Consider the following 24,079-nt stretch of genomic DNA (forward strand, 5'->3'; position numbering starts at 1 on the left):
ACGCACAGACATGGCCACCAAGCAGATCAAGGGAGTTCTGGGCGAAAAGCTCGGCATGACCCAGGTCTTCGACGACGAGGGCAAGATCGTGCCCGTCACCGTCCTGAAGGCCGGTCCGTGCGTCGTGAGCCGCATCCGGACTCCGGACACCGATGGCTACTCCGCCATCCAGCTCGGCTACGGGCAGATCAACCCGCGCAAGGTCAACAAGCCCCTGGGCGACTACCTCCGCGCGCACGAGCTGACCCCTCGCCGCCACTACGTCGAGGTCCGCACGACCGACGCCTCCGAGTACCAGCTCGGTGAGGAGGTCGATGCCTCGGCGTTCGAGGACGGCCAGGCGGTCGACGTGACCGGTAAGACCAAGGGCAAGGGCTTCGCCGGTGTGATGAAGCGGCACGGTTTCCACGGCCTCTCCGCCACGCACGGCACCCAGCGCAAGCACCGTTCTCCGGGCGCCATCGGGGGTTGCGCCACGCCCGGCCGCGTGTTCAAGGGCATGCGGATGGCCGGTCGCATGGGCAACGTCCGCAAGACCGTCCAGAACCTGACCGTTCACTCCGTCGACTCGGAGAAGGGGCTCATCCTGGTCAAGGGTGCAGTCCCCGGTCCCAACGGCGGTCTGGTGCTGGTCCGCACCGCTGTGAAGGGGGACAAGTAAGCCATGGCCCAGATCGAGGTCAAGAGCCCCGAGGGCAAGGCGACCGGTAGCGTCGAGCTGCCGGAGAGCGTCTTCGCCCAGCAGGTCAGCATTCCGCTGATCCACCAGGTCGTGAACGCCCAGCTGGCCGCCGGCCGCCAGGGCACCCACGCCACCAAGACCCGCGGCGACGTCCGCGGCGGTGGCAAGAAGCCGTACCGGCAGAAGGGGACCGGTCGCGCCCGCCAGGGTTCGATCCGCGCTCCGCAGTACGTCGGTGGTGGCACGGTCCACGGCCCTCAGCCCCGCGACTACGGCCAGCGCACCCCGAAGAAGATGAAGGCCGCCGCCCTGCGCGGTGCCCTCTCCGACCGGGCGCGCCACGGTCGTATCCACGTCGTCAGCGACTTCGTCGCCGCCGACGCAGAGAACAAGCTCACGCAGACGGCTCTGAAGGCGCTGCGCCAGGTCACCGAGTCCGACAAGGTCCTCGTGGTCCTGGCCCGCGAGGACGAGCACAACCGGCGTGCCCTGCGCAACCTCGAAGAGGTGCACATCCTCGACGCGGACCAGGTGAACACCTACGACGTCCTCTACTCGGACGACGTGGTCTTCACCGAGGCGGGCTACACCGAGTTCCTGGCCCACGCGGCCGGTGCCTCCAAGGCCGCTGAGTCCGAGGAGGACGCCAAGTGAGGATCGCCGACCACCGGGACATCATCGTCGAACCGGTGATCTCCGAGAAGAGCTACGGGCTCATGGACGAGAACAAGTACACGTTCATCGTCCGCCCGGACGCCAACAAGACCCAGATCAAGATCGCGATCGAGAAGATCTTCGATGTGAAGGTCACGAACGTGAACACGGTCAACCGCAAGGGCAAGCGCAAGCGCACGCGCTTCGGTTACGGCAAGCGTCCCGACACCAAGCGGGCGATCGTCAGCCTCGCCGACGGTGACCGGATCGACATCTTCGGTGTCTGAGACCCTGCCGGGTCTGACCGCTACACACCAAGCAAGACGTAAAGGAATGCGCGAAGAAGATGGGCATTCGTAAGCACAAGCCGACGACGCCGGGTCGTCGCGGTTCCAGCGTGAGCGACTTCGTCGAGGTCACGCGCTCGGAGCCGGAGAAGTCCCTGGTGCGTCCGCTGCACAGCAAGGGCGGCCGCAACGGCCACGGCCGGATCACCGCGCGCCACCAGGGTGGCGGTCACAAGCGCGCCTACCGCGTGATCGACTTCCGTCGCCACGACAAGGACGGCGTGCCGGCCAAGGTCGCGCACATCGAGTACGACCCGAACCGCACGGCCCGCATCGCGCTGCTGCACTACGTGGACGGCGAGAAGCGCTACATCCTGGCGCCCGCCGGCCTCAAGCAGGGCGACAAGGTCGAGAACGGTCCGCAGTCCGACATCAAGCCCGGCAACTGCCTCCCGCTGCGCAACGTCCCCACGGGTACGTTCGTGCACGCGGTCGAGCTGAAGCCGGGCGGCGGCGGCAAGCTGGGCCGCTCCGCTGGGTCTCAGATCCAGCTCCTCGCCAAGGAAGGCAAGTACGCCACGCTGCGTATGCCCTCCGGTGAGATGCGCATGGTGGAGATCACCTGCCGTGCGACCGTTGGCCAGGTCGGCAACGCCGAGCAGTCCAACATCAACTGGGGTAAGGCCGGCCGCAACCGGTGGAAGGGCAAGCGCCCGACCGTCCGCGGTGTCGTGATGAACCCCATCGACCACCCGCACGGTGGTGGTGAGGGCAAGTCCTCCGGTGGTCGCCACCCGGTCAGCCCCTGGGGCGTCAAGGAAGGCCGGACCCGTAACACGAACAAGGCCAGCCAGAAGCTCATCGTGCGGCGTCGGCGTAGCGGCAAGAAGAAGCGGTAAGGAGCACGTCTGATGCCACGTAGCCTGAAGAAGGGTCCTTTCGTCGACGAGCACCTCATCAAGAAGGTTGAGGCTCAGAACGAGAAGGGCAGCAAGAACGTCATCAAGACGTGGTCCCGGCGGTCGATGATCGTGCCGGACATGCTCGGTCACACGATCGCTGTCCACGACGGCCGCAAGCACGTCCCGGTCTTCGTGTCGGAGTCGATGGTCGGCCACAAGCTCGGTGAGTTCGCTCCCACGCGTACTTTCCGCAGCCACGTCAAGGAAGACCGCCGTAGCCGCCGTTAGCGGTTGCTGCAGCAGATAAGAACCACTTTCTCCACGGTGTGTGGAGATGAATTTCCGTGAGCGAGGGAAAAGCGATGGGAACGAGGGCTCAGGCACGGTTCGTCCGTGTTACGCCCCGGAAGGCCCGCCGGGTGGTGGACCTTATTCGCGGGTTGCCCGCTGACGAGGCACAGGCGGTGCTCCGGTTCGCTCCCCAGTCGGCGAGCGACCCTGTTGGCAAGGTGCTGGCCAGTGCCATCGCCAACGCTGAGCACAACGACAAGCTGGACCGCGAGACGCTGGTGGTCGAGGGCGCTTGGGTGGACGAGGGTCCGACCCTGAAGCGCATCCGACCGCGAGGGTTCGGCCGGGCTTTCCGAGTCACCAAGCGCACGAGCCACATCACCGTGGTCGTCGCTGAGAACTCGGTCGCCTCGTCCAAGACGAAGGAAAGGACCCGATAGTGGGGCAGAAGATCAACCCGCACGGGTTCCGCCTCGGTGTCACGACCGACTTCAAGAGCCGCTGGTATGCGGACAAGGCCTACAAGGACTACGTCAAGGAAGACGTCGCGATCCGACGGATGCTGACCCGCGGCATGGAGCGCGCGGGCATCTCCAAGGTCGAGATCGAGCGCACCCGTGACCGCGTCCGCGTCGACGTCTACACGGCCCGGCCGGGCATCGTCATCGGCCGCCGCGGCGTCGAGGCCGACCGCATCCGCACGGACCTGGAGAAGCTGACCGGCAAGCAGGTCCAGCTGAACGTCTTCGAGGTGAAGAACCCCGAGACCGATGCCCAGCTCGTCGCCCAGGGCGTCGCCGAGCAGCTGAGCAGCCGCGTGGCCTTCCGCCGCGCGATGCGCAAGGCCATGCAGAGCGCCGTCAAGAGCGGTGCCAAGGGCATCCGTATCCAGTGCGGTGGCCGTCTGGGCGGGGCCGAGATGTCCCGTTCGGAGTTCTACCGCGAGGGCCGCGTGCCGCTGCACACGCTGCGCGCCGACATCGACTACGGCTTCTTCGAAGCCCGTACGACGTTCGGCCGCATCGGCGTCAAGGTGTGGATCTACAAGGGCGACGCCCCTGTGACCCGCGCTGAGCGCGAGGCCAAGCAGGCCGCTGAGCGCACCGCCGGCGGCGGCCAGCGCCGTGAGCGTCCGCAGCGCCGTCGCCGCGGCGGCGGTCAGAACAACGAGTCGAAGGCCCCGGCCGAGACCGCGAAGAGCGAGGGGAGCTGACCAGTGCTTATTCCTCGTAAGGTCAAGTACCGCAAGCAGCACAAGCCCGACCTTCGCGGCAGGGCCAAGGGCGGGACCACCGTCAGCTTCGGCGAGTACGGCATCCAGGCGCTGGAGGCGGCCTACGTCACCAACCGCCAGATCGAGTCGGCTCGTATCGCCATGACCCGGCACATCAAGCGTGGCGGCAAGGTGTGGATCAACATCTTCCCGGACCGCCCGATCACGAAGAAGCCCGCCGAGGTCCGCATGGGCTCCGGTAAGGGCTCCCCCGAGTGGTGGGTCGCGCCGGTCAAGCCGGGCCGTGTGATGTTCGAGCTGTCGGGTGGCGTGCCCGAGCCGGTGGCCAAGGAGGCCCTGCGGCGTGCGATGCACAAGCTCCCGATGAAGTGCAAGATCGTTAAGCGGGAGGTGTGGGAGTAATGGCGAAGACCGTCACTGCCACCGAGCTGCGCGAGCAGTCCCAGGAGGACCTGGTCGTCAAGCTCAAGGAAGCCAAGGAAGAGCTCTTCAACCTCCGCTTCCAGGCCGCGACCGGCCAGCTCGACAACCACAGCCGCCTGCGCACCGTCAAGCGCGAGATCGCCCGGATCTACACGATCCTGCGCGAGCACGAGCTCGGCATCATGCCGCTGTCTGGCGAGTCGGCTGAGGACACGAAGGAAGCAGCCGAATGACTGAGAACCAGACCCAGACTGCGACGCGCAACTACCGCAAGACGGCCGAGGGCTACGTCGTCAGCGACAAGATGGACAAGACCGTCGTCGTTGAGGTCGAGGACCGCGTCAAGCACTCCCTGTACGGCAAGGTCATCCGCCGGACGACCAAGTACAAGGCGCACGACGAGGCGAACTCCTGTGGCGTCGGCGACCGGGTTCTCCTGATGGAGACCCGGCCGCTCTCCGCGACGAAGCGTTGGCGCGTCGTGGAGATCCTGGAGAAGGCTAAGTAACCCCGGCCTTCCGGCGGCCGACACTTCGGTGTCGGCCGCCGGACCGAGGGGTGAGACCACCTAGCCGTGCGGCAGTGGACCGCACGCATCACATCAGGAGCAGACGTGATTCAGCAGGAGTCGCGACTCAAGATCGCCGACAACACGGGTGCCAAGGAGATCCTCACCATCCGTGTTCTCGGTGGCTCGGGTCGGCGCTATGCCGGCGTCGGCGACACCGTCGTCGCAACGGTGAAGGACGCCCTGCCTGGCGCTGGGATCAAGAAGGGCGACGTCGTCAAGGCCGTTATCGTGCGCACCGCCAAGGAGCGCCGCCGGCCCGACGGCTCCTACATCCGCTTCGATGAGAACGCTGCCGTGCTCATCAAGGACGGTGGGGACCCGCGAGGCACCCGCATCTTCGGCCCCGTCGGCCGCGAGCTGCGTGACAAGAAGTACATGCGCATCATTTCGCTGGCGCCGGAGGTGCTCTGAGCGATGAAGATCAAATCTGGCGACGAGGTGATCGTCCTCGCCGGCAAGGACAAGGGTGCCACCGGCAAGGTCGTCAAGGCCCTGCCCCGTGAGGACCGTGTCGTTGTCGAGGGCGTCAACCTCATCAAGAAGCACCGGAAGGCCAACCCGGCCGGCGGCCAGCAGAGCGAGGTCGTCACCAAGGAGGCCCCGATCCACGTGAGCAACGTTGCGCTCGCGGAGGACGGCAAGCCCACCCGGGTCGGCTACCGCTTCGACGAGGAGGGCGACGAGGTCCGCAAGGTCCGCGTCTCCCGCCGCACCGGTAAGGACATCTGATGACGGTTACCAACGACATCACGGCCCCGCCGATGCCGCGCCTCAAGGAGAAGTACCGCAACGAGATCGTGCCCGCCCTCAAGGAGGAGCACGAGATCGCCAACGTCATGCAGATTCCCGGTCTCACGAAGATCGTGGTGAACATGGGCGTCGGCGAGGCTGCTCGTGACGCGAAGCTGATCCAGGGCGCGGTGGCGGACCTCACGGCCATCACCGGCCAGAAGCCCAAGATCAACCGAGCCAAGAAGTCCATCGCGCAGTTCAAGCTGCGCGAGGGGATGCCGATCGGCGCCAGCGTCACGCTGCGCGGCGACCGGATGTGGGAGTTCACGGACCGCCTGCTCTCCCTCGCCCTCCCCCGGATCCGTGACTTCCGTGGCCTGTCCCCGAAGCAGTTCGACGGGAACGGGAACTACACCTTCGGTCTGACCGAGCAGGTCATGTTCCACGAGGTGAACCCGGACAAGATCGACCGGCAGCGTGGGATGGACATCACTGTCGTCACGACGGCCGTCAACGACGAGCAGGGCCGTAGCCTGCTGAAGCGGCTCGGTTTCCCGTTCAAGGAAGCCTGAGGGGTAGGACATGGCTAAGAAGTCCCTGATCGCAAAGCAGCAGCGGAAGCCGAAGTTCGGCGTTCGCGCGTATACTCGGTGCTCGCGGTGCGGCCGCTCGCGTGCCGTGTTCCGGAAGTTCGGCCTGTGCCGTATCTGCTTCCGCGACATGGCTCACCGCGGCGAGCTGCCCGGTATCGCAAAGTCGAGCTGGTAGTTCTCGGCGGGGCCGACCTGGCGCTCATGTCCCCCTCCGGGCGAGCGCACGGGTCGGCCCCCGCCGGGGCGCCCGGCTTCTCGGCGGCGAACCCCGAGTGATCCGGCCTTCCACCGAGGCGGGCCGGAAAGTCAACGAAGAACAATGAGACAGGGCACGGTAGTCCCTCGAGGGACGGCGGTGCCCACGACCACGCCGTAGGTCCGAAGGTGGCTTCGCGCCGGCGCGTCCGGCACGGGAATGGGTCCTGGGAATGGCCCGCACACGGAAACCGCGGTGAGGAAGGGCCAGTCGGCCATGACGATGACCGACCCGATCGCAGACATGCTGACGCGTCTGCGTAACGCGAACTCGGCTTTCCACGACACCGTCGCGATGCCGTATTCGAAGATCAAGGCGCACATCGCCGAGATCCTCCAGCAGGAGGGCTTCATCCAGGGATGGCGCACCGAGGACGCCCAGGTGGGCAAGACCCTCGTGCTGGACCTGAAGTACGGCCCCACCCGTGAGCGTTCGATCGCGGGGATCCGCCGCGTCTCCAAGCCGGGCCTGCGGGTCTACGCCAAGAAGGAGAACCTGCCGCGGGTGCTCGGTGGTCTTGGCGTCGCGATCATTTCGACGTCCGGTGGCCTGATGACCGACAAGCAGGCCAAGAAGAACGGCGTTGGCGGCGAAGTCCTCGCCTACGTCTGGTAATCAGGGAGAGATTGAAGCATGTCGCGTATCGGTCGACTGCCGATCTCGGCCCCTAAGGGCGTCGAAGTCACGATTAACGGGCAAGACGTCACTGTCAAGGGGCCGAAGGGCGAACTGAACCACACCATCACCGAGCCGATCACCGTCTCTCATGATGAGGACGGCGTGATCACGGTGGTGCGTCCCGACGACAAGCCGGAGAACCGCTCGCTGCACGGTCTGACCCGTGCCTTGCTGGCCAACCTCGTCCACGGTGTCTCCGAGGGCTACCAGAAGACGCTGGAGATCCACGGTGTGGGTTACCGCGTCCAGGCCCGCGGCGAGAACCTCGAGTTCTCTCTGGGCTACAGCCACCCGGTCGTGGTGGAGCCGCCGGAGGGCATCACCTTCCGCGTGGAGAAGCCGACGCTGTTCCACGTCGAGGGCATCGACAAGCAGCTCGTGGGCCAGGTCGCCGCGAACATCCGCGGCCTGCGCAAGCCTGACCCCTACAAGGCCAAGGGTGTGCGGTACCAGGGTGAGCACATCCGCCGCAAGGCCGGAAAGGCTGGTAAGTAGGCATGGGCATCACCGTCAGCCGCAAGCGCACCGCCAAGCCCACGACCGCGCGTCTGCGCCGTCAGAACCGGGGCCGCAAGAAGATCGTCGGCACCCCCGAGCGTCCGCGCTTGGCCGTGTTCCGCTCCTCGAAGCACATCGTCGTCCAGGTCATCGACGACACCAAGGGCCACACCCTGGCCCATGCCGCCACCGTCGAGGCCGACCTCCGTGCGACCGAGGGCACCAAGACCGACAAGTCCGTCAAGGTGGGTGAGCTCGTCGCGCAGCGCGCCAAGGAGGCCGGCGTCACCCAGGTCGTCTTCGACCGCGGCGGCAACCGGTACGCCGGTCGCATCGCCGCGCTCGCCGAGGCGGCGCGCGAAGGCGGACTGGAGTTCTGATCCGATGACAACGGACAAGATCAATCACGAGAAGAGGAACCACTGATGGCTGCAGCACCGCGGCGCGGCGCCGGTGGCGAGCGGCGGGATCGCCGTGACGATCGCCGCGGCGGCGCCGCAGACAAGGGTGTCTCCTACATCGAGAAGGTCGTGACCATCAACCGGGTCGCGAAGGTCGTCAAGGGCGGCCGTCGCTTCTCCTTCACCGCCCTGGTCGTCGTCGGCGACGGCAACGGCATGGTCGGTGTCGGTTATGGCAAGGCCAAGGAGGTCCCCTCCGCCATTGCCAAGGGCGTCGAGGAGGCGAAGAAGAACTTCTTCCGCGTTCCCCGCGTCCAGGGCACGATCACCCACAAGGTCACGGGCGAAGAGTCCGCCGGCATCGTCATGCTGCGTCCGGCCGCCCCGGGTACCGGTGTCATCGCCGGTGGTCCGGTCCGTGCGGTCCTGGAGTGCGCCGGGGTCCACGACGTCCTGAGCAAGTCGCTCGGGTCCTCGAACCCGCTGAACATCGTGCACGCCACCGTCGCCGCTCTCCGGGGGCTGAGCCAGCCCGAGGAGATCGCTGCGCGCCGCGGCCTGCCGCTCGAGGACGTCGCTCCGGCCGCCATGCTGCGTGCCCGCGCCGAGGCGAAGGCAGGTACCTGAGATGGCCGACCTGAAGATCACGCAGACCCGTTCCCTGATCGGCGGCAAGGAGAAGCAGGCCGCTGCTCTCCAGACCCTCGGTCTGGGCCGGATCGGCAAGTCCACCGTCCGTGAGGACCGTCCCGAGGTGCGTGGGCAGATCACCATCGTGTCGCACCTCGTCAGTGTCGAGGAGGTCGCGAAGTGAGCGACTACAACCCCGACGAGCCGCTCAAGCTGCACCACCTGCGGCCGGCCCCCGGCGCCAACAAGGCCAAGATCCGCAAGGGTCGCGGCGAGGCGTCCAAGGGCAAGACCGCCGGGCGCGGCACCAAGGGCACCAAGGCTCGTAGCACCGTTCCCGTCGGTTTCGAGGGTGGCCAGATGCCCCTCATCCGCCGGGTGCCCAAGCTCAAGGGCTTCAGCAACGCCCGGTTCAAGACGACCTACCAGGTCGTGAACCTGGACAAGATCGGGGAGCTGTTCCCCCAGGGCGGCCAGGTCGGCATCGACGACCTGGTGGCCAAGGGCGCTGTTCGTAAGAACGAGCCGGTCAAGGTCCTGGGCGAGGGTGAGATCAACGTCGCAGTCCAGGTGAGCGCCACGGCGTTCTCCGGTTCGGCGAAGGAGAAGATCGCCGCCGCCGGTGGGTCGACCACCGAGGTCTAGGGATCTTCTCGGACCATGCACCACGTGGGGCGTCCGTACGGCGGGTCAGAACGACCGGCCGACGGGCGCCCCGCGCTGTTGTGCCCCCGGGACGTGAGCGGCGATCGTTATGGCTCACGAACTGATATGGATGCGTGATGGCTGTTACAGTGCCATCTGTTTAAGCTTCCCGCTTGACGTAATGTGAAAACTTCCGAGCACAGGGCGACCAGCCCGTGCTGAGGCTCTACGACGATCAGGATCGGCCGCGATGTCTGGAACCCGTTCCGCCGCCGAAACCGCGCAGGAGGAGACGTGCTAGGTGCGTTCGTACGTGCATTCCGCACGCCCGACCTGCGCAACAAGCTGCTGTTCACACTGTTCATCCTGACGCTGTTCCGGCTCGGCTCGGTCATCCCCGCCCCGGGGATCGACTCCGCGGCCATCCGGGAGCAGATGGAGGCGGTCACGGCCGCCGACCAGACGGGTGTGTACACGCTCATCAACCTGTTCAGCGGCGGTGCCCTGCTGCAACTGGCGGTGTTCGCACTCGGGGTCATGCCGTACATCACCGCGAGCATCATCATCAACCTGCTCACTGTGGTGATCCCCCACCTGGAACGCCTCAAGAAGGAAGGCCAGTCCGGGCAGGCCAAGATCACGCAGTACACCCGCTACCTGACGCTGATGCTGGCCGTCCTGCAGGCCACCAGCATCGTGGCGATGGCCCGCACGGGTGCTCTGTTCCAGGACCAGATCCCGTCGACGGTCTACATGCCGAACCAGGACATCCTCACCCTGGTGACGATCGTCTTCACGATGACCGCGGGTACCGCGCTCATCATGTGGTTCGGCGAGCTCATCACCGAGCGCGGCGTCGGCAACGGTATGTCGCTGCTGATCTTCACTCAGGTCATCGCGATGTTCCCCTCCTCGATCATGGGCCTGTACGAGGAGCGGTCCGTCTGGATCTTCACCATCATCTGCATCGCCGGCCTGGCTCTCATCACGGCCGTGGTCTTCATGGAGCAGGCCCAGCGCCGCATCCCGGTGCAGTACGCCAAGCGGATGGTCGGCCGCCGGATGTACGGCGGCAGCTCGACCTACATCCCTCTGAAGGTCAACCAGGCGGGCATCATCCCCGTGATCTTCGCCTCTTCCCTGCTCTATCTGCCGCAGCTGATCGTCGGGCTGATGGGCCAGGACTCCACCCATCCGGTGGCGCAGTTCTTCCAGACCTACTTCCTGACGGGCACTCACCCCGTCTACATGGCGACCTTCTTCGTCATGATCGTGGGCTTCGCGTTCTTCTACGTCGCGATCACGTTCAACCCCACTGAGGTCGCCGACAACATGAAGAAGTACGGTGGTTTCATCCCGGGTATCCGACCTGGGCGTCCGACGGCCGAGTACCTCGACTACGTGCTCACGCGCCTGACGACCCCCGGATCCCTGTACCTGGGTGTGATCGCTCTTCTCCCGATGGTCGCGCTCGGAGCCACCGGCGCCGACATGAACTTCCCCTTCGGCGGGACGAGCATCCTGATCATGGTCGGAGTCGGGCTGGACACGGTGAAGCAGATCGAGAGTCACCTCCAGCAGAGGAACTACGAAGGTTTTCTGCGATAAATGCGCGCTGTATTGGTGGGTCCGCCTGGGGCCGGTAAAGGCACCCAGGCCCAGATCCTCGCGACCGAGCTGTCGATCCCGAAGGTGTCCACCGGTGACATCTTCCGGGCCAACGTCAGTGGCGGCACGGAGCTTGGCAAGAAGGCCAAGGAGTACATGGACCGCGGGGACCTCGTTCCCGACGAGGTCACCAACGCGATGGTCAAGGACCGTCTGGCACAGGACGACGCTGCGGAGGGCTTCCTGCTCGACGGGTTCCCGCGCAACGTTCCCCAGGCCGAGACCCTGAAGACCATGCTCGCCGACCTCGACTCGAAGCTGGACGTGGTCCTGGAGCTGCGGGTCGACGAGGAAGAGGTCGTCAACCGCCTCTCGGGGCGCCGGTCCTGCCCGGAGTGCGGACGCGTCTACCACGTCGAGTACGACGCCCCGCAGACCGCCGGCCGGTGCGACGACGACAACGCGGAGCTGTACCAGCGGGAGGACGACCGCGAGGAGACCATCCGGCACCGCCTGAAGGTCTACCGCGACCAGACCGCGCCTCTGGTGGAGTTCTACGAGAACGAGGGTCTGCTCGCCACCATCGCCGCGACCGGCCCGGTCGGTGAGGTGTCCGAGCGCGCCATGGCGGCCATCCGGGAGAAGGCCTCCTCCTGATGATCCGCAGAGCTGATCCGGTCCAGATCAAGACCCCGGAACAGATCGAGCTGATGAGGGCGGCGGGCCGCATCGTGGCCCGCGCCCTCGATGCCGTCCGGGGCGCGGTGCGTCCCGGCGTCTCGACGCTGGAGCTGGACGCCGTGGCGGAGAAGGTCATCCGGGACGCCGGTGCGGTGCCCTCGTTCAAGGGCTACTACGGCTTCCCCGGATCGATCTGCGCCTCCGTCAACGAGGAGGTCGTGCACGGCATCCCCAGCGCGGAGCGAGTGCTCTCCGACGGTGACATCGTCTCCGTCGACTGCGGTGCGATCCTCGACGGATGGCACGGTGACTCCGCCGTCACCATCGTCGCCGGGACCCCGCGCGACGAGGACCTGCGCATGATGGCCGTGTGCGAGGAGGCGATGTGGAAGGGCATCGCCCAGATGAAGCCGGGCGGCCGCCTGGGCGACATCAGCCATGCGATCGGCAGCCACATCGCCCAGCACNACGGTGGGCACGGCATCGGTACCGAGATGCACATGGATCCGCACGTGCTCAACTACGGACGCAAGGGCAAGGGCGTCAAGCTCGTCGAGGGCATGTGCCTGGCGATCGAGCCCATGACCACCATGCGCCGGCACGACGTCGTCACTCTCGACGACGAGTGGACCGTGGTCACCCGTGACGGCGGGCGGGCTGCGCACTTCGAGCACTCGGTGGCGATCACCGCCGACGGGCCGATGGTTCTGACAGCCCGCGAGGACAACCGCGATAAGATCGTGGACATGGGATTCGTCCAGCCGAGCTGGTGACGGCCCGGTTTCGGTCCGACGCACAGGGGCCGGGGAGCCCGGGGCGGCGCCGGCCCTTCCTTGTGAGGTGCGCGCAGTGTCCGACCAGGCTCCGCCGATGCGGATCCCCGATTCCGAACGTGACCGGGTCGCCCAGCTTCTCCAGGAGCACTTCGCCCAGGGGCGGCTGGATCAAGAGGAGTTCACCGAACGCCTTTCGGCGGCCTACAAGGCACGCACCGAGGGCGAGCTCACCCGGGTGACCGAGGACCTGCCCGAACACGATCTCGCCGAACTGCAGGGCGCCGACCGGGGGGCCGAGGAGACCGCCGTCCAGCCGCTGACCTGGCGCGATCCGGCCATCATCATCCCGTGGGCCCTGTGGGCCGGGGTCAACGTGCTCTGTTTCACCATCTGGTTGATCCTGGTCCTCACGACCGACCACTCTTATCCCTGGTTCCTGTGGGTGATGTTTCCGTGGGGGATCCTCATGGGGCTGGTGACGGCCGGTGTGCTGTGGGGACAGCGCAGCGGCGAGGATCCTGGTCCGGGGCGGGGCTGACGCGCCCCGGGGGAAGAAAACCGCAGGCCCCGGCGTTGGCCGGATCGTTGGCGATCCCGGGAACGTACGGGGCCGGCGAGGGTGAGGCACCCGTTGCACGGGCTCGGGGCCGGTGGCGGGAGTACTTGCCCCACGGGGGTAGACTGACACTGCCCACACGCGGGCTGTTGGGTCAGTCTGCCTTCTCTTGCCGCGTCCAACACGACGCACGCTCTGCAGTTGGCCCGAACTTCCAGTGAGTTCTGGCGCCGGTGACGGTTGTGACCAGTCGTCGCCGGGGCCGTAGTGTCATGCCAGGTCCACTGGGGTCGCGTCGGGTTGTCCTGATCAACCAATCGATGAGCGAGGCGTAGAAGGACATGGCCAAGAAAGACGGCGCCATCGAGATCGAGGGCTCCGTTGTCGAGTCCCTACCCAACGCTATGTTCAAGGTAGAGCTCGACAACGGGCACCAGGTCCTTGCCCACATCAGCGGCAAGATGCGGATGAACTACATCCGCATTCTCCCCGACGACCGCGTCGTCGTGGAGCTGAGCCCGTACGACCTCACGCGCGGGCGCATCGTTTACCGCTACAAGTAGCCGGCTCGGAGGGCCGCAGGGCCCACAGGGCGGCATGAGTTCGGAGTCACCATGAAGGTCAAGCCGAGCGTGAAGAAGATCTGCGCGAAGTGCCGCGTGATCCGCCGTAACGGCCGGATCATGGTCATCTGCTCGGACCCGCGCCACAAGCAGCGCCAGGGCTAAGCACCCGGCGGGCTTGACGCGGATTCACGTACCGCGAGAACCCGGCCCGGGGGAGGTTTCCCCGGGAGGTTGAGAAACAACAGAGCCCGTTCCGATTCCCGTTCGACCGCAGTGGCGGTCCGGGAACCACCCCCGGTCGGAGGCCGGGGCCTCGTCGATTGGGCGACGAGAGGGTGGGACGGGTGCAGACCTCCGCAAAGCATGGATGGAGTATCGCCCACATGGCACGTATTGCCGGCGTGGACCTCCCCCGCGACAAGCGGGTGGAGATCGCCCTCACGTACGTCTACGGTGTCGGCCGCACACGCGCGATCGAGACCCTGAAGAACACCGGTGTTGACGGCAACACCCGCATCTACGACCTCGCCGAGGAAGACCTCGTCAAGCTCCGCGAGTGGATCGAGAACACCTATCAGGTCGAGGGTGACCTCCGCCGCGAGGTGCAGGCCGACATCCGTCGCAAGATGGAGATCGGCAGCTACCAGGGCTACCGTCACCGTCGTGGCCTGCCTGTCCGCGGCCAGCGCACGCAGACCAACGCGCGCACCCGCAAGGGCAAGAAGAAGACCGTGGCCGGCAAGAAGAAGGCCGGCAAGAAGTAGTCCGTTCGGACCGTCCACCGAGTCCGACAACTGTCAACGGACCGATGATCTCTGGGAGTTTCGCCAATGCCGCCTAAGGGCCGTCAGGGTGCCGCGCGCAAGGTGCGCCGCAAGGAAAAGAAGAACATTGTCCACGGGCACGCTCACATCAAGAGCACGTTCAACAACACGGTCGTGACCATCACCGACCCGAACGGTGCCGTGATCTCGTGGGCCAGCTCCGGTCAGGTCGGCTTCAAGGGTTCGCGTAAGTCGACCCCGTACGCCGCGCAGATGGCCGCCGAGTCCGCCGCGCGCCGTGCCCAGGAGCACGGCGTCCGCAAGGTGGACGTGTTCGTCAAGGGCCCGGGGTCGGGCCGGGAGACCGCCATCCGTTCGCTGCAGGCGACCGGCCTGGAGGTCGGCTCCATCCAGGACGTCACCCCGGTTCCGCACAACGGCTGCCGTCCGCCCAAGCGCCGCCGGGTCTGATCCGGCTCCGGCGCCCGCGATCCTGCCCCGCGGGCGCCGTGCCGCGCTTGTTGGCCGCGCTCCTCTGACAGGGGCGCGAGCCGGGTAGGAATCCGGTCAACGGGCACCCGTCCGGTGGTGCCCGTCAGGTGGTCGTCAAATAGCGGGCGGCCATGTGGAAGGGAAGACACGGACCATGTTGATCGCACAGCGTCCCACGCTCACCGAGGAAGTCGCCTCGGACCTGCGCTCGAAGTTCGTCATCGAGCCGCTGGAGCCGGGCTTCGGCTACACCATCGGCAACTCGCTCCGGCGTACGTTGCTGTCCTCCATCCCCGGTGCGGCTGTCACGAGCATCCGCATCGAGGGCGTCGAGCACGAGTTCACCACCGTGCCCGGGGTCAAGGAGGACGTCACCGAGATGATCCTCAACCTCAAGGGCCTGGTCGTCAGTTCCGAGCACGACGAGCCCGTGCTGATGTACCTGCGCAAGCAGGGCCCCGGTGTGGTGACCGCCGCGGACATCGCTCCGCCGGCCGGTGTCGAGGTTCACAACCCCGACCTGCACATCGCCACGCTCAACGGCAAGGGCAAGCTCGAGATGGAGCTGACGGTCGAGCGCGGCCGCGGTTACGTCTCGGCGACGCAGAACAAGCAGCAGGGTCAGGAGATCGGGCGCATCCCGATCGACTCGATCTACTCCCCGGTGCTGCGTGTGACGTACAAGGTCGAGGCCACTCGTGTCGAGCAGCGCACCGACTTCGACCGCCTGATCGTCGACATCGAGACCAAGCCGGCCATCCGTCCCCGTGACGCCGTGGCCAGCGCGGGCAAGACCCTGGTCGAGCTGTTCGGTCTGGCGCGCGAGCTCAACGTCGACGCCGAGGGCATCGACATGGGCCCGTCGCCGACGGACGCCGCTCTGGCGGCCGACCTGGCGCTGCCGATCGAGGACCTCAACCTCACGGTCCGGTCCTACAACTGCCTCAAGAGGGAGGGCATCCACAGCGTCGGTGAGCTGGTTGCCCGCTCCGAGCAGGACCTGTTGGACATCCGCAACTTCGGTGCCAAGTCCATCGACGAGGTCAAGCAGAAGCTCGTCGACATGGGTCTGTCCCTGAAGGACTCCCCTCCCGGATTCGACCCCAGCTCCGCGGCCGATTCCTACGGCTCCGAGGACGACGAGGGCGACGCCTTCGTCGAGACGGAGCAGTACTAGACCTTCGTCGCCCAATGGTCCCCGGCCGAGTGCGGCCGTGGACCGCATCACTAGGAGAACGACACCATGCCCACGCCTACGAAGGGCGCCCGTCTGGGTTCCGGGCCCACTCACGAGCGGCACATGCTGGCGAACCTCGCCGCGTCGCTGTTCACCCACGGCCGTATCCGCACCACTGAGACCAAGGCCAAGCGCCTGCGTCCCTACGCGGAGAAGCTGATCAGCTTCGCCAAGCGCGGTGACCTGCACGCCCGCCGCCAGGTGCTCGCCAAGATCACCGACAAGGCCGTCGTGCACGAGCTGTTCACGGAGATCGGCCCGCGCTTCGAGAACCGTCCCGGCGGTTACACGCGTATCACCAAGATCGGTCCGCGCAAGGGCGACAACGCCCCGATGGCCGTGATCGAGCTGGTCGAGGCCATGGCCGCGCCGGCCGCCCCGGCGGCTCCGGCCGAGCCCGCCGCCCAGGAGAAGGCGGAGGAGGCTCCCGCTGAGGAGGCCGCCGCCGAGGAGACCACCGAGGCCAAGGCCGAGGACTCCGACAGCAAGTAGTGGTCAGGCCGTGCCCGGGCCTGCCCGGACACGGACCGCACAGCGAGTGCCCGATCCCCGCGGGGGTCGGGCACTCGTCGTATCCGGGACGGGGATCGTGCGATGGACGTGAACGAGATGACGGTCGGGGGCCCCGAGTTGGTGCGGGTGCGCTTCGACATCGCCTACGACGGCACCGACTTCTCCGGGTGGGCGAGGCAGCCGACACAGCGGACGGTCCAGGGTGTGTTGGAGGAGGCGCTGGCCAAGGTGCTGCGCCTGCCGTCGGTGTCGTTGACCTGCGCCGGGCGTACGGACTCGGGTGTGCACGCGCGTGGTCAGGTCGCCCAGGCCGATGTACCGCTGGAGACGTGGGAGAACGAGGGCGAGCGGGTGCTGCGCCGACTCGCGGGGGTGCTGCCCAAGGACGTGCGGGTGAGCGATGCGCGTGTGGCGCCGCCGGGGTTCGACGCGCGGTTCTCGCCCCTGTTCCGGCGGTACCTGTACCGGGTGAGCGATGCGCCCTACGGCGTGGACCCGCTGTGGCGGCGCGACGTGCTGTGGCACCGGCACCCGTTGGACGTGGACCGGATGAACGCCGCCGCGGACCACCTGCGGGGGGAGCACGACTTCGCGGCGTACTGCAAGAAGCGGGACGGAGCGACGACGATCCGGGAGCTGTTGCACCTGTCGTGGGAGCGCGTGGACCGGGATCTGGTGCACGGGACGATCCAGGCGGACGCGTTCTGCCACAACATGGTGCGCGCGCTCGTGGGTGCGCTCCTCGCGGTCGGGGACGGCCGGCGCGGCACCGAGTGGCCCGGAGAGGTGCTGCGGGCCGGTGTGCGCGATTCCTCGGTGCACGTGGTCGGTCCTCAGGGGCTGAGCCTCGAGGAGGTCCGCTACCCGGCGGACGAGGAACTGGAGTCGCGGGCGTCGGCGACCCGTCGCGTGCGGGAGCTGCCGTAGGAGGGTCTCGCGCCGCCCTCACCCGCACGGGTCCATCGGGGGAAAATCGCTTGGACCGCTGCTGGGCGTCCAGGCATGCTGACCGGATGAACCTTCCGGATCTCGTACGCCGGCGTGCGGCTCGGCTCGGTGCCGCTGGTACAGCCTGGCTGAGCGGCCTCGAGGACCTGGTGGCCGAGCTCGAACAGCGGTGGTCGATCACGGTGGGGCCGCCCATGGCAGGCGGATCGGCGGCCTACGTGGCCCGGGCCAGGGACGCCGCGGGTCGGGACGTCGTCCTCAAGATCGATCCTCCCGACCCTGAACTGGGCACGTCCGACCGTGTGCGCGTCCTCCGCGCGGCCTGCGGGCGCGGCTACGTACGGTTGCTCGCCGATGACGTGCAGCACCGCGCTCTCCTGCTCGAAGGGCTGGGCGGCCCTCTGAGCGGGGCGGGCCTGGTCCCCGAGCGGCAGATGGAAGTGCTCTGCGACCTGCTGGCCCAGGCCTGGCAGGTGCCCCGTGCGGCCTCAGCCACGCGGGATCAGGCCCAACAGAAGGCGGTGGAACTGGGCGGACTCGTGTCGTCGCTCTGGGACCGGCAGAACCGGCCGTGCTCGGAGCACGTGGTGGGCCTTGCCCTGGAGTACGCCGAACAGCGCCGAGCCGGCACCACGCTCGAGGGGGCGGTCGTGGTCCACGGCGACCCGCACCCCGACAACGCGCTGCAGGTGCCGGTTGCGCGCCCGGGTGCGCGAGCGGGCCACGTCTTCGTCGACCCGGACGGTTTCCTCGCGGATCCCGCCTACGACCTGGGGGTGGTGCTTCGGGGGTGGTGCCCCGAACTCCTGTCGGGAAGCCCTGCTGATGCGGTTGCGAAGGCCCGTGGGTACTGCCGGCTGCTGGCGTCCCGTTCCGGCCTCGACGCGGCCGCGATCTGGCAGTGGGGCTTCATCGAACGGGTGTCCAGCGGGTTGTACCTGTTGGAACTCGGCGCCGATGAAATGGCCCGGCAGTACTTGGGCACTGCCGAACGCCTCGCCTCGATTCAGTGGGACCGAGGCCGTGGGGCGTCGCCGGGTGCGGCGGTCTGACGGGCCCCGCTCCATCCCTGGCACTCGCACGCGGCCGTGCTCGGGATGAACTGGTACCCGATAGTTGGACCGGCTAACTAAAGGTTAGGCCGCCAGGGCCTGAGCTCGGTACTGCACCGGGCTCAGGCCCTCAAGGTAGCTATGGACACGTTCGTGGTTGAACCAGGCGATGTAGTCCTCCAGCTCCGTGGTGAAGGCCTCGACGCTCTCGAACTCGCAGTGGGCAAAGAACTCCTGCTTCAAGTGACCGAAGAAGCTCTCGATCACCGCGTTGTCCAAGCAGTTGCCCTTGCGCGACATCGACTGGACGCCGCCGGCCCCCGCGATCAGACGCCGCCAGGACACGTGCTGGTACTGAAACCCCTGGTCGGAGTGGATCAGCGGGCTCTGCCCGGGATCCAGAGCCTTCAACGCCTCCCGCAAGGAGGTGTTGGTCAACTCCAGGTTCGGTGACACACCCGCCGTGTAGGAGATGATCTGCCGATCGAACAAGTCCATCACCGGTGACAGGTAGACCTTGTGCCCGGCGACGGCGAACTCGCTCACGTCGGTCACCCATTTCTGGTTCGGCCCCTGGGCGGTGAAGTCACGCTCCAGCAGGTTCGGCGCCACCTCGCCTGCCTGGCCCCGGTAGGAGCTGTAGGGCTTCTTCCGGCGTACCCGGCAGACCAGTCCCAACTGGTTCATGAGCTTGAGCACGGTCTTCTTCGCCACCCGCCACCCCTTCTTACCGAGCTGGTCATGGATCCGGCGATGCCCGTAACGACCCCTGTTGGCCTCGAAGAGCTGGGCGATGTCGGCCTTGAGCGCGGCGTGGGGGTCAGGGGCGTGGAGCCGCACCTGGTGGTAGAAGAACGTCGATCGGGCCAAGCCCGCGACCTGCAACAGCACGGCCAGGGGGTGCTGGTCCTTGAGGGTGGCCACAGCTTCGGCTCTTACTGGTGCCCCTGCTCCCTCAAGTCCCGCAATTTTCCCAGGTAGGCGTTCTGGGCACGCAGGTACTCGTTCTCGCGGCGCAGTCGCTCCAACTCCGACTCCGAGCCTGACGGTGCGCTCTTGGGCGGGCGTCCCCGCTGCTTGGGGCGTAGCCCTTGCGAGCCCTGGTCGCGGTAGGTGCGTGCCCAGGATTCCAGCAGCTTGGGTGAGGACAGTTCCAGTTCCTCGGCCAGTTCGCTCTTGGGCTCGCCTGCCAGGAGACGGTGCACCGCCTCGACCTTGAACTCGAAGGAGTAGGACTTCTTCGCTTGTTGGGCCACCAGCGCTCCCGGGCCATGGATCCGCCACCGTTGATACAAGCGCCGGACCGGCCACCGGGACACCCCCAGTGAACATGCCACCGCGCTGTCGGCCCTGCCTTGCTCGAACAACGCTATCGCCTCGCAGCGTTGGTCAGGGGTGAGCGAGCTGTTCGCTCTCATAGGACTGCTCCCTGGTCGATGGAACTGGATTTCCAGTCCAACTTCCAGGGAGCAGTTCAGGATGGAGCGGGCCCTTGGCTAGGACCGCTCCTCGGGGATCGACGCGTGGAGTTCTTCCAGGAACCCGTCGCTCACGCTGCGCAGCTCCGTCGCGTCCTCCGAGCCGTCCTCCGCCTCGGCGCCGTCGGCGCCGTCGGTGCCGAGCGAGAACAGCACGTACCGCCCCCACGTGGCGCTGTTGCCGAACCCGCCTGCGTGGCCGAGCCCCTCGGCCGGGGTGCCCTCGTCACCGGCCAGCCCGGCGAACCACTGAGCGGCGACCAGGTCCTGCTCCTCCAGCACGGTTTCGGCCTGCTCCTCCGAGGGCATCGCGGCCACTCCGACGGTCACAGCGCGCCCGTCGTCCTCGTTCAGGTACGAGGCGCGCACCAGCTGCCGGCAGTCGTTGCCCGCCAGCACCTCGCCGTACTCACCGTGCGCACCGTCGGCGCACTGCTCGGTGTCGTCGACGGCCACCCGGGCGAAGTCTCCATCGTAGTCCTCGGTGCCCAGCGACACCGACTCCGGGAAGAGCGCCTCGGGGTCGAGCGGGTCGGGGTCGTCGTCCTCGTGCCCGACGGTCGCGGCCTGTGCGTCACCGCCGGGTATCGATCCGTCGGAGGCGATGAAGTACGCGCCGCCGGAGGCCGCGATGAGCAGAACCACGAACCCGGAGATCAGCAGGGCCTTGCGCTTGCGGGCTCCGGGGTCGTAGCTGTCGTGGTCCTCGTCCGCGTAGTCGTCCATGCTCTGGACGTCGAACTGGGCCGTGTCCGCACCCGCGTCCTCGGGCACCTCGTCCCGGAAGAGCGGACGGTCGTCGCCGCGCCCTGCCGGCGGAACGGCGGCGAGGCTGTGGGTGGAGCCCATGGCGTCGGGAGGGAACGTCGGTTCCTCGGGGGGCTTTTCACCCGGAGCGTGCGGCCCCTGGGGGCCGGGGGGACCCTGAGGAGGGGGACCGCCGGGAGGGCCCACACCTTGGGGCCCGCCGTGGGGCACGGGCGGCGGCCCGCCGGGAGCACCGGGGGGCGGGCCCTGGGGGGCACCCGGAGGCATGGGCGCTCCGGGCGGCACCTGCGGGCCTCCGGGACGGCCGGGCCCCCGCGGGCCTCCGGGGCCCATGGGGTGGTTCGGTCCGCCGGGCCCTCCGGGGCCACCGGGACCCTGCGGGGGACCGGGCGGGGCTCCACCGCTCTGGCCCATGGGGGGACGTCCCGGGGGCGGGCCGGCGTGCGGCGGCTGCTGGGGGCCATTGGGCGCGTGCGGTCCGGGGGCGCCTTGCGGGCCACCGGGGCCCGTGGGGCCGTTCGGGCCGACGGGGCCCTGCGGTCCAGGGGGTCCCTGGGGGCTACTGGGGGGCGTCGGTCGGTGTGGTCCGCTCGGGGCGCCGTGCGGCGGCACCGGGGGTTGCTGGGGGCCGCTCGGGGGATACGGACCTTCTGTGCCGTTGGGCGCGCCCGGGGGAACGGGGGTGTTGGGCCCGTCCGGGGTCGGAGCGTTCGGGCCGTGCGGGGTGTGCGGGCCGCTGGGGCCGTCGTGGCCCTCGGGGCCCGTGGGGCCGTTGGGGTTCATGGGTTGGTGGGATCCGCTCGGGGTGTGGGGGTTGCCGGGGCCATTGTGTCCCCCGGAAGACATGCGTCCATAGGGGGCTCCGGATGCGTCGGCGGGACCGGCCGGAGCGTCGTGGCCCGCGGGCCCGGCGGAGTCGTCGGCGGCGATGGGGCCACCCGGGGTGCCTGCGGGGTCAGGGACCCCGGGCCCGGCCGGTCGGGGCGGTTCACCGGAACCTGAGTGTCCACCGGTGCCGGAGGGGCCCCCGTGAGGGCTCACGGACGTCCGGGACGCGTCCTGACCGCCGCCCCACGGAGCCTGCGGCCCGCTCGGCCCGCGCGCCTCGGGTGAGAGGCTCTGCGGGGCATCGGCCCACGGGGGCCGGGGTGCGCCGTAGGTGTCCGGGCCCGGTGCATGCGGGCCGCCGTACGGCTCTGACCGTTCCTCACGCGATGGCGCGTGCTCGGAAGGTGCGAACGGTCCTCCGTCCCGGCCCTCTTCCGAACCTGCGACGTGCTCCGGGGCCCCGGTGGTCGGGGCGCCCGTCTGCTGACCGTGGGCCTCGGGGCCGCCCGCCGCGGTTCCGCTGTGACCGGGCTCTCCATGGCCGCCGGCGTCCGGAGTTCCGAAACCCCATGCACCGGGGCCGTCGGCCGTGCGATCCTGGTGCGGGTCCCCGTCAGGGGTCTCCACCGGTGACTCGGGTCCCGGGCCCAGCAGGTCCCGGCCGTCACCGTCGTCCTGTCCGTCCGGACCGTTTCGCGGCGATTGCGGATGCGTACTGATGAGAGTCTCCGAAGTCTCCGAGGGTGGGACGGAAGGCGCCTGTGCGGTCCGACCGCAGGCGAGGGGCGCGATCGTGACGGGTGTCTCCGAAGGGATGTCAGCGCCCGTCGAACGGGGCGGAGACCGGCCTTGCGGTGCAAGGGTAACCAACGCACGGGCGGGGACAGGACGAAGCACTTCTGACGACAGGCATAATAAAAGGCGGAGAGGTCACGGACGTGGCTCCGAGTCCGTACCATGGAGTGCGGACGTGGTCCTGCCTGGGACACCTGGATCCGCTTTGACCGGCATCCGGGTAGCCGGGTAGGATGTTCCGTCGTTGTGCGTTGAGTTGCCGTGGGCCCCAGACATTGCGTCACAGGGAGCCGATCCACGCACCACCGTCTGCGCACTCATTACCGGGTCGTCCTGAAATGGCATGGGACATCCGGCCCAGTGACGGCCCCGCAACCGCGGGGAGTTCCCGGCCCCGCGCCCGCGGGGGTGTTCCGTAAACGAGTCCACCATCCCTTCACGGGGATGGGGCAGCCGACTGAAGAGCGAAGGCAAACGATCGTGCGCACATACAGCCCCAAAACTAGCGATGTCCAGCGTCAGTGGCACGTTGTCGACGCTACCGATCTCGTGCTCGGGCGTATGGCCAGCCAGGTTGCCACGCTGCTTCGGGGCAAGCACAAGCCCTACTACGCGCCCCACATCGACACCGGCGACTTCGTGATCGTCGTGAACGCCGACAAGGTCGCGCTGTCCGGTAAGAAGCTGGAGCAGAAGCGCGCGTACCGGCACTCCGGTTACCCCGGCGGTATGCGTTCGGTCTCCTACGCAGAGCTGCTGGAGAAGAACCCCGAGCGCGCCATCGAGAAGGCCGTCAAGGGCATGCTCCCCAAGGGTTCCCTCGGGCGCCAGATGGCCAAGAAGCTCAAGGTGTACTCCGGGCCGGAGCACCCGCACCAGGCCCAGCAGCCGGTTCCGTTCGAGATCGGCAAGATCGAGCAGTCCGCCTAGGCGTTCGCGAGACTTTTACAGGAAGTACGAGGAGAACCGTGGTCGAGCCCACCGGCATCGAAGACGTCGAGCAGGAGTACGTCGAGAACCCGGAGGAATTCCCCTCCGAGTTCACCAGCGAGTCCGAGGAGACCGTCGCCGCCTACGTCCCCACCGCGTCCGGCCCCAGCGCCGGCACCGGCCGCCGCAAGAAGGCGGTGGCCCGTGTCCGCATCGCGCCCGGCACCGGTGAGGTCAAGGTCAACGGCAAGTCCCTCGAGGACTACTTCCCGGACAAGGTCCACCAGCAGACCATCAAGGAGCCGCTGGTCTCCCTCGGGTTCGACGGCGCCTACGACGTCTTCGCCAACCTGAACGGCGGTGGCCCGAGCGGTCAGGCCGGGGCCATGCGCCACGGCGTCGCCCGTGCGCTGTCCTCCCTGGACCCGGAGAACAACCGCCCGACCCTCAAGAAGGCCGGTTTCCTCACCCGCGACGACCGCGAGGTCGAGCGGAAGAAGGCCGGTCTCAAGAAGGCGCGCAAGGCTCCCCAGTTCTCCAAGCGCTGATGCTCTTTCGCCGGTTTCGTCCCGGCTGAGCTGTTGCCCGTACGTCGTCCCCGCTCACGGGG

At 67.8% G+C, this 24,079-nt stretch carries 37 protein-coding genes; 34 read left to right on the plus strand and 3 right to left on the minus strand.

Annotated features, from left to right (window positions below; translation table 11 throughout):
• The first annotated feature begins 10 nt into the window (after positions 1-10).
• From rplC to D474_RS29475, 32 genes are all read left to right on the plus strand, one after another.
• Positions 11-661, plus strand: a complete 651-nt coding sequence (gene rplC, locus D474_RS0120540; RefSeq protein ID WP_017615378.1) for a 50S ribosomal protein L3 — start codon at positions 11-13, stop codon at positions 659-661.
• Between the two features lie 3 nt (positions 662-664).
• Positions 665-1,336, plus strand: coding sequence for a 50S ribosomal protein L4 (gene rplD, locus D474_RS0120545; RefSeq protein WP_017615379.1), 672 nt, complete (start codon positions 665-667; stop codon positions 1,334-1,336).
• On the plus strand, positions 1,333-1,623 hold the full coding sequence (rplW, locus tag D474_RS0120550) for a 50S ribosomal protein L23 (protein ID WP_017615380.1): 291 nt from the start codon (positions 1,333-1,335) through the stop codon (positions 1,621-1,623). The genes rplD and rplW overlap by 4 nt, the downstream gene beginning before the upstream one ends.
• Positions 1,624-1,682: 59 nt before the next feature.
• Complete coding sequence (rplB, locus tag D474_RS0120555; RefSeq protein WP_026118664.1) at positions 1,683-2,522, plus strand: 50S ribosomal protein L2; 840 nt, start codon at positions 1,683-1,685, stop codon at positions 2,520-2,522.
• 12 nt (positions 2,523-2,534) lie between these two features.
• Entirely contained in the window at positions 2,535-2,813 is a 279-nt protein-coding gene (gene rpsS, locus D474_RS0120560) for a 30S ribosomal protein S19 (protein WP_017615382.1), read from the plus strand.
• A gap of 74 nt (positions 2,814-2,887) precedes the next feature.
• On the plus strand, positions 2,888-3,256 hold the full coding sequence (gene rplV / locus D474_RS0120565) for a 50S ribosomal protein L22 (protein WP_017615383.1): 369 nt from the start codon (positions 2,888-2,890) through the stop codon (positions 3,254-3,256).
• The gene (gene rpsC / locus D474_RS0120570; protein WP_017615384.1) at positions 3,256-4,029 is read left to right on the plus strand and encodes a 30S ribosomal protein S3; all 774 of its coding nucleotides are present in this window, start codon (positions 3,256-3,258) and stop codon (positions 4,027-4,029) included. The genes rplV and rpsC overlap by 1 nt, the downstream gene beginning before the upstream one ends.
• Before the next feature lie 3 nt (positions 4,030-4,032).
• Complete coding sequence (gene rplP, locus D474_RS0120575; RefSeq protein ID WP_017615385.1) at positions 4,033-4,452, plus strand: 50S ribosomal protein L16; 420 nt, start codon at positions 4,033-4,035, stop codon at positions 4,450-4,452.
• Positions 4,452-4,706 carry a 50S ribosomal protein L29 gene (gene rpmC, locus D474_RS0120580; protein ID WP_017615386.1) on the plus strand — a complete coding sequence of 85 codons (255 nt, stop codon included), beginning with the start codon at positions 4,452-4,454 and terminating at the stop codon, positions 4,704-4,706. Before rplP ends, rpmC begins: the two co-directional genes overlap by 1 nt.
• Complete coding sequence (rpsQ, locus tag D474_RS0120585; RefSeq protein WP_017615387.1) at positions 4,703-4,981, plus strand: 30S ribosomal protein S17; 279 nt, start codon at positions 4,703-4,705, stop codon at positions 4,979-4,981. The genes rpmC and rpsQ overlap by 4 nt, the downstream gene beginning before the upstream one ends.
• 105 nt (positions 4,982-5,086) lie before the next feature.
• On the plus strand, positions 5,087-5,455 hold the full coding sequence (gene rplN / locus D474_RS0120590; RefSeq protein ID WP_017615388.1) for a 50S ribosomal protein L14: 369 nt from the start codon (positions 5,087-5,089) through the stop codon (positions 5,453-5,455).
• 3 nt (positions 5,456-5,458) lie between these two features.
• Complete coding sequence (gene rplX / locus D474_RS0120595) at positions 5,459-5,773, plus strand: 50S ribosomal protein L24 (protein WP_017615389.1); 315 nt, start codon at positions 5,459-5,461, stop codon at positions 5,771-5,773.
• Positions 5,773-6,348, plus strand: coding sequence for a 50S ribosomal protein L5 (rplE, locus tag D474_RS0120600; protein ID WP_017615390.1), 576 nt, complete (start codon positions 5,773-5,775; stop codon positions 6,346-6,348). Before rplX ends, rplE begins: the two co-directional genes overlap by 1 nt.
• Positions 6,349-6,358: 10 nt before the next feature.
• Entirely contained in the window at positions 6,359-6,544 is a 186-nt protein-coding gene (locus tag D474_RS0120605; protein WP_017615391.1) for a type Z 30S ribosomal protein S14, read from the plus strand.
• A 297-nt stretch (positions 6,545-6,841) separates the two neighbouring features.
• Positions 6,842-7,240 (plus strand): 30S ribosomal protein S8, encoded by a 399-nt coding sequence (gene rpsH, locus D474_RS0120610; RefSeq protein ID WP_017615392.1) that lies wholly within the window; start codon positions 6,842-6,844, stop codon positions 7,238-7,240.
• A gap of 18 nt (positions 7,241-7,258) precedes the next feature.
• Entirely contained in the window at positions 7,259-7,798 is a 540-nt protein-coding gene (gene rplF, locus D474_RS0120615; RefSeq protein ID WP_017615393.1) for a 50S ribosomal protein L6, read from the plus strand.
• 2 nt (positions 7,799-7,800) lie between these two features.
• Positions 7,801-8,181 (plus strand): 50S ribosomal protein L18, encoded by a 381-nt coding sequence (rplR, locus tag D474_RS0120620; RefSeq protein WP_017615394.1) that lies wholly within the window; start codon positions 7,801-7,803, stop codon positions 8,179-8,181.
• A gap of 45 nt (positions 8,182-8,226) precedes the next feature.
• Positions 8,227-8,829, plus strand: a complete 603-nt coding sequence (rpsE, locus tag D474_RS0120625) for a 30S ribosomal protein S5 (RefSeq protein WP_017615395.1) — start codon at positions 8,227-8,229, stop codon at positions 8,827-8,829.
• Between the two features lies 1 nt (position 8,830).
• On the plus strand, positions 8,831-9,016 hold the full coding sequence (gene rpmD, locus D474_RS0120630; protein ID WP_017615396.1) for a 50S ribosomal protein L30: 186 nt from the start codon (positions 8,831-8,833) through the stop codon (positions 9,014-9,016).
• Complete coding sequence (gene rplO / locus D474_RS0120635) at positions 9,013-9,477, plus strand: 50S ribosomal protein L15 (RefSeq protein WP_017615397.1); 465 nt, start codon at positions 9,013-9,015, stop codon at positions 9,475-9,477. Before rpmD ends, rplO begins: the two co-directional genes overlap by 4 nt.
• A gap of 294 nt (positions 9,478-9,771) precedes the next feature.
• On the plus strand, positions 9,772-11,085 hold the full coding sequence (secY, locus tag D474_RS0120640) for a preprotein translocase subunit SecY (protein ID WP_017615398.1): 1,314 nt from the start codon (positions 9,772-9,774) through the stop codon (positions 11,083-11,085).
• On the plus strand, positions 11,086-11,742 hold the full coding sequence (locus D474_RS0120645; RefSeq protein WP_193374033.1) for an adenylate kinase: 657 nt from the start codon (positions 11,086-11,088) through the stop codon (positions 11,740-11,742).
• On the plus strand, positions 11,742-12,539 hold the full coding sequence (gene map, locus D474_RS0120650) for a type I methionyl aminopeptidase (RefSeq protein WP_017615400.1): 798 nt from the start codon (positions 11,742-11,744) through the stop codon (positions 12,537-12,539). The genes D474_RS0120645 and map overlap by 1 nt, the downstream gene beginning before the upstream one ends.
• A 76-nt stretch (positions 12,540-12,615) precedes the next feature.
• Positions 12,616-13,080, plus strand: coding sequence for a DUF1707 domain-containing protein (locus D474_RS0120655; RefSeq protein ID WP_017615401.1), 465 nt, complete (start codon positions 12,616-12,618; stop codon positions 13,078-13,080).
• Positions 13,081-13,439: 359 nt separating this feature from the next.
• Positions 13,440-13,661: a translation initiation factor IF-1 gene (gene infA, locus D474_RS0120660; protein WP_013156135.1), complete on the plus strand. Its 222-nt coding sequence runs from the start codon at positions 13,440-13,442 to the stop codon at positions 13,659-13,661.
• A gap of 51 nt (positions 13,662-13,712) precedes the next feature.
• On the plus strand, positions 13,713-13,826 hold the full coding sequence (gene rpmJ, locus D474_RS0120665) for a 50S ribosomal protein L36 (RefSeq protein ID WP_013156136.1): 114 nt from the start codon (positions 13,713-13,715) through the stop codon (positions 13,824-13,826).
• 221 nt (positions 13,827-14,047) lie between these two features.
• Entirely contained in the window at positions 14,048-14,428 is a 381-nt protein-coding gene (gene rpsM / locus D474_RS0120670) for a 30S ribosomal protein S13 (protein WP_017615402.1), read from the plus strand.
• 66 nt (positions 14,429-14,494) lie between these two features.
• Positions 14,495-14,899 carry a 30S ribosomal protein S11 gene (gene rpsK / locus D474_RS0120675; RefSeq protein ID WP_017615403.1) on the plus strand — a complete coding sequence of 135 codons (405 nt, stop codon included), beginning with the start codon at positions 14,495-14,497 and terminating at the stop codon, positions 14,897-14,899.
• Between the two features lie 175 nt (positions 14,900-15,074).
• Positions 15,075-16,097: a DNA-directed RNA polymerase subunit alpha gene (locus tag D474_RS0120680; RefSeq protein WP_017615404.1), complete on the plus strand. Its 1,023-nt coding sequence runs from the start codon at positions 15,075-15,077 to the stop codon at positions 16,095-16,097.
• Positions 16,098-16,163: 66 nt separating this feature from the next.
• A complete protein-coding gene (gene rplQ, locus D474_RS0120685) occupies positions 16,164-16,649 on the plus strand; it encodes a 50S ribosomal protein L17 (RefSeq protein WP_026118665.1) in 486 nt (161 codons plus the stop codon).
• 102 nt (positions 16,650-16,751) lie between these two features.
• Positions 16,752-17,597: a tRNA pseudouridine(38-40) synthase TruA gene (gene truA / locus D474_RS0120690; protein ID WP_017615406.1), complete on the plus strand. Its 846-nt coding sequence runs from the start codon at positions 16,752-16,754 to the stop codon at positions 17,595-17,597.
• A gap of 86 nt (positions 17,598-17,683) precedes the next feature.
• Positions 17,684-18,670 carry a phosphotransferase gene (locus D474_RS29475; RefSeq protein WP_017615407.1) on the plus strand — a complete coding sequence of 329 codons (987 nt, stop codon included), beginning with the start codon at positions 17,684-17,686 and terminating at the stop codon, positions 18,668-18,670.
• Between the two features lie 84 nt (positions 18,671-18,754).
• Here the strand turns inward: D474_RS29475 and D474_RS0120700 are convergent, their stop codons facing one another.
• The 3 genes from D474_RS0120700 to D474_RS0120710 form a co-directional block, all read right to left on the minus strand.
• A complete protein-coding gene (locus tag D474_RS0120700; protein WP_017615408.1) occupies positions 18,755-19,594 on the minus strand; it encodes an IS3 family transposase in 840 nt (279 codons plus the stop codon).
• An 11-nt stretch (positions 19,595-19,605) separates the two neighbouring features.
• The gene (locus D474_RS33580) at positions 19,606-19,926 is read right to left on the minus strand and encodes a transposase (RefSeq protein ID WP_017615409.1); all 321 of its coding nucleotides are present in this window, start codon (positions 19,924-19,926) and stop codon (positions 19,606-19,608) included.
• Positions 19,927-20,166: 240 nt separating this feature from the next.
• Entirely contained in the window at positions 20,167-20,997 is an 831-nt protein-coding gene (locus tag D474_RS0120710) for a hypothetical protein (RefSeq protein WP_026118666.1), read from the minus strand.
• A gap of 2,022 nt (positions 20,998-23,019) precedes the next feature.
• Here D474_RS0120710 and rplM point away from each other — a divergent pair.
• Together rplM and rpsI are read left to right on the plus strand one after the other, a co-directional pair.
• Complete coding sequence (rplM, locus tag D474_RS0120720) at positions 23,020-23,469, plus strand: 50S ribosomal protein L13 (protein WP_017615411.1); 450 nt, start codon at positions 23,020-23,022, stop codon at positions 23,467-23,469.
• A 38-nt stretch (positions 23,470-23,507) separates the two neighbouring features.
• The gene (rpsI, locus tag D474_RS0120725; protein ID WP_017615412.1) at positions 23,508-24,017 is read left to right on the plus strand and encodes a 30S ribosomal protein S9; all 510 of its coding nucleotides are present in this window, start codon (positions 23,508-23,510) and stop codon (positions 24,015-24,017) included.
• The last annotated feature ends 62 nt before the right edge of the window (positions 24,018-24,079 follow it).

Source organism: Nocardiopsis salina YIM 90010 (assembly GCF_000341025.1).
GTDB lineage: Bacteria > Actinomycetota > Actinomycetes > Streptosporangiales > Streptosporangiaceae > Nocardiopsis > Nocardiopsis salina.

Excerpts from the sequence above, each read along its gene's own strand:
- rplB (WP_026118664.1), top strand. The coding sequence starts at position 1,683 with ATGGGCATTCGTAAGCACAAGCCGACGACGCCGGGTCGTCGCGGTTCC.
- rplX (WP_017615389.1), top strand. The coding sequence starts at position 5,459 with ATGAAGATCAAATCTGGCGACGAGGTGATCGTCCTCGCCGGCAAGGAC.
- D474_RS0120605 (WP_017615391.1), top strand. The coding sequence starts at position 6,359 with ATGGCTAAGAAGTCCCTGATCGCAAAGCAGCAGCGGAAGCCGAAGTTC.
- rpsE (WP_017615395.1), top strand. The coding sequence starts at position 8,227 with ATGGCTGCAGCACCGCGGCGCGGCGCCGGTGGCGAGCGGCGGGATCGC.
- D474_RS0120645 (WP_193374033.1), top strand. The coding sequence starts at position 11,086 with ATGCGCGCTGTATTGGTGGGTCCGCCTGGGGCCGGTAAAGGCACCCAG.
- rpsQ (WP_017615387.1), top strand. The coding sequence starts at position 4,703 with ATGACTGAGAACCAGACCCAGACTGCGACGCGCAACTACCGCAAGACG.
- D474_RS0120710 (WP_026118666.1), bottom strand. The coding sequence starts at position 20,997 with ATGGGCTCCACCCACAGCCTCGCCGCCGTTCCGCCGGCAGGGCGCGGC.
- rplF (WP_017615393.1), top strand. The coding sequence starts at position 7,259 with ATGTCGCGTATCGGTCGACTGCCGATCTCGGCCCCTAAGGGCGTCGAA.
- rplC (WP_017615378.1), top strand. The coding sequence starts at position 11 with ATGGCCACCAAGCAGATCAAGGGAGTTCTGGGCGAAAAGCTCGGCATG.
- D474_RS29475 (WP_017615407.1), top strand. The coding sequence starts at position 17,684 with ATGAACCTTCCGGATCTCGTACGCCGGCGTGCGGCTCGGCTCGGTGCC.
- rplR (WP_017615394.1), top strand. The coding sequence starts at position 7,801 with ATGGGCATCACCGTCAGCCGCAAGCGCACCGCCAAGCCCACGACCGCG.
- D474_RS0120680 (WP_017615404.1), top strand. The coding sequence starts at position 15,075 with ATGTTGATCGCACAGCGTCCCACGCTCACCGAGGAAGTCGCCTCGGAC.
- rpsM (WP_017615402.1), top strand. The coding sequence starts at position 14,048 with ATGGCACGTATTGCCGGCGTGGACCTCCCCCGCGACAAGCGGGTGGAG.
- rpsK (WP_017615403.1), top strand. The coding sequence starts at position 14,495 with ATGCCGCCTAAGGGCCGTCAGGGTGCCGCGCGCAAGGTGCGCCGCAAG.
- rplQ (WP_026118665.1), top strand. The coding sequence starts at position 16,164 with ATGCCCACGCCTACGAAGGGCGCCCGTCTGGGTTCCGGGCCCACTCAC.
- rpmC (WP_017615386.1), top strand. The coding sequence starts at position 4,452 with ATGGCGAAGACCGTCACTGCCACCGAGCTGCGCGAGCAGTCCCAGGAG.
- rpsS (WP_017615382.1), top strand. The coding sequence starts at position 2,535 with ATGCCACGTAGCCTGAAGAAGGGTCCTTTCGTCGACGAGCACCTCATC.
- truA (WP_017615406.1), top strand. The coding sequence starts at position 16,752 with ATGGACGTGAACGAGATGACGGTCGGGGGCCCCGAGTTGGTGCGGGTG.
- rplE (WP_017615390.1), top strand. The coding sequence starts at position 5,773 with ATGACGGTTACCAACGACATCACGGCCCCGCCGATGCCGCGCCTCAAG.
- rpmJ (WP_013156136.1), top strand. The coding sequence starts at position 13,713 with ATGAAGGTCAAGCCGAGCGTGAAGAAGATCTGCGCGAAGTGCCGCGTG.
- infA (WP_013156135.1), top strand. The coding sequence starts at position 13,440 with ATGGCCAAGAAAGACGGCGCCATCGAGATCGAGGGCTCCGTTGTCGAG.
- rplD (WP_017615379.1), top strand. The coding sequence starts at position 665 with ATGGCCCAGATCGAGGTCAAGAGCCCCGAGGGCAAGGCGACCGGTAGC.
- rpsH (WP_017615392.1), top strand. The coding sequence starts at position 6,842 with ATGACGATGACCGACCCGATCGCAGACATGCTGACGCGTCTGCGTAAC.
- rplV (WP_017615383.1), top strand. The coding sequence starts at position 2,888 with ATGGGAACGAGGGCTCAGGCACGGTTCGTCCGTGTTACGCCCCGGAAG.
- rpmD (WP_017615396.1), top strand. The coding sequence starts at position 8,831 with ATGGCCGACCTGAAGATCACGCAGACCCGTTCCCTGATCGGCGGCAAG.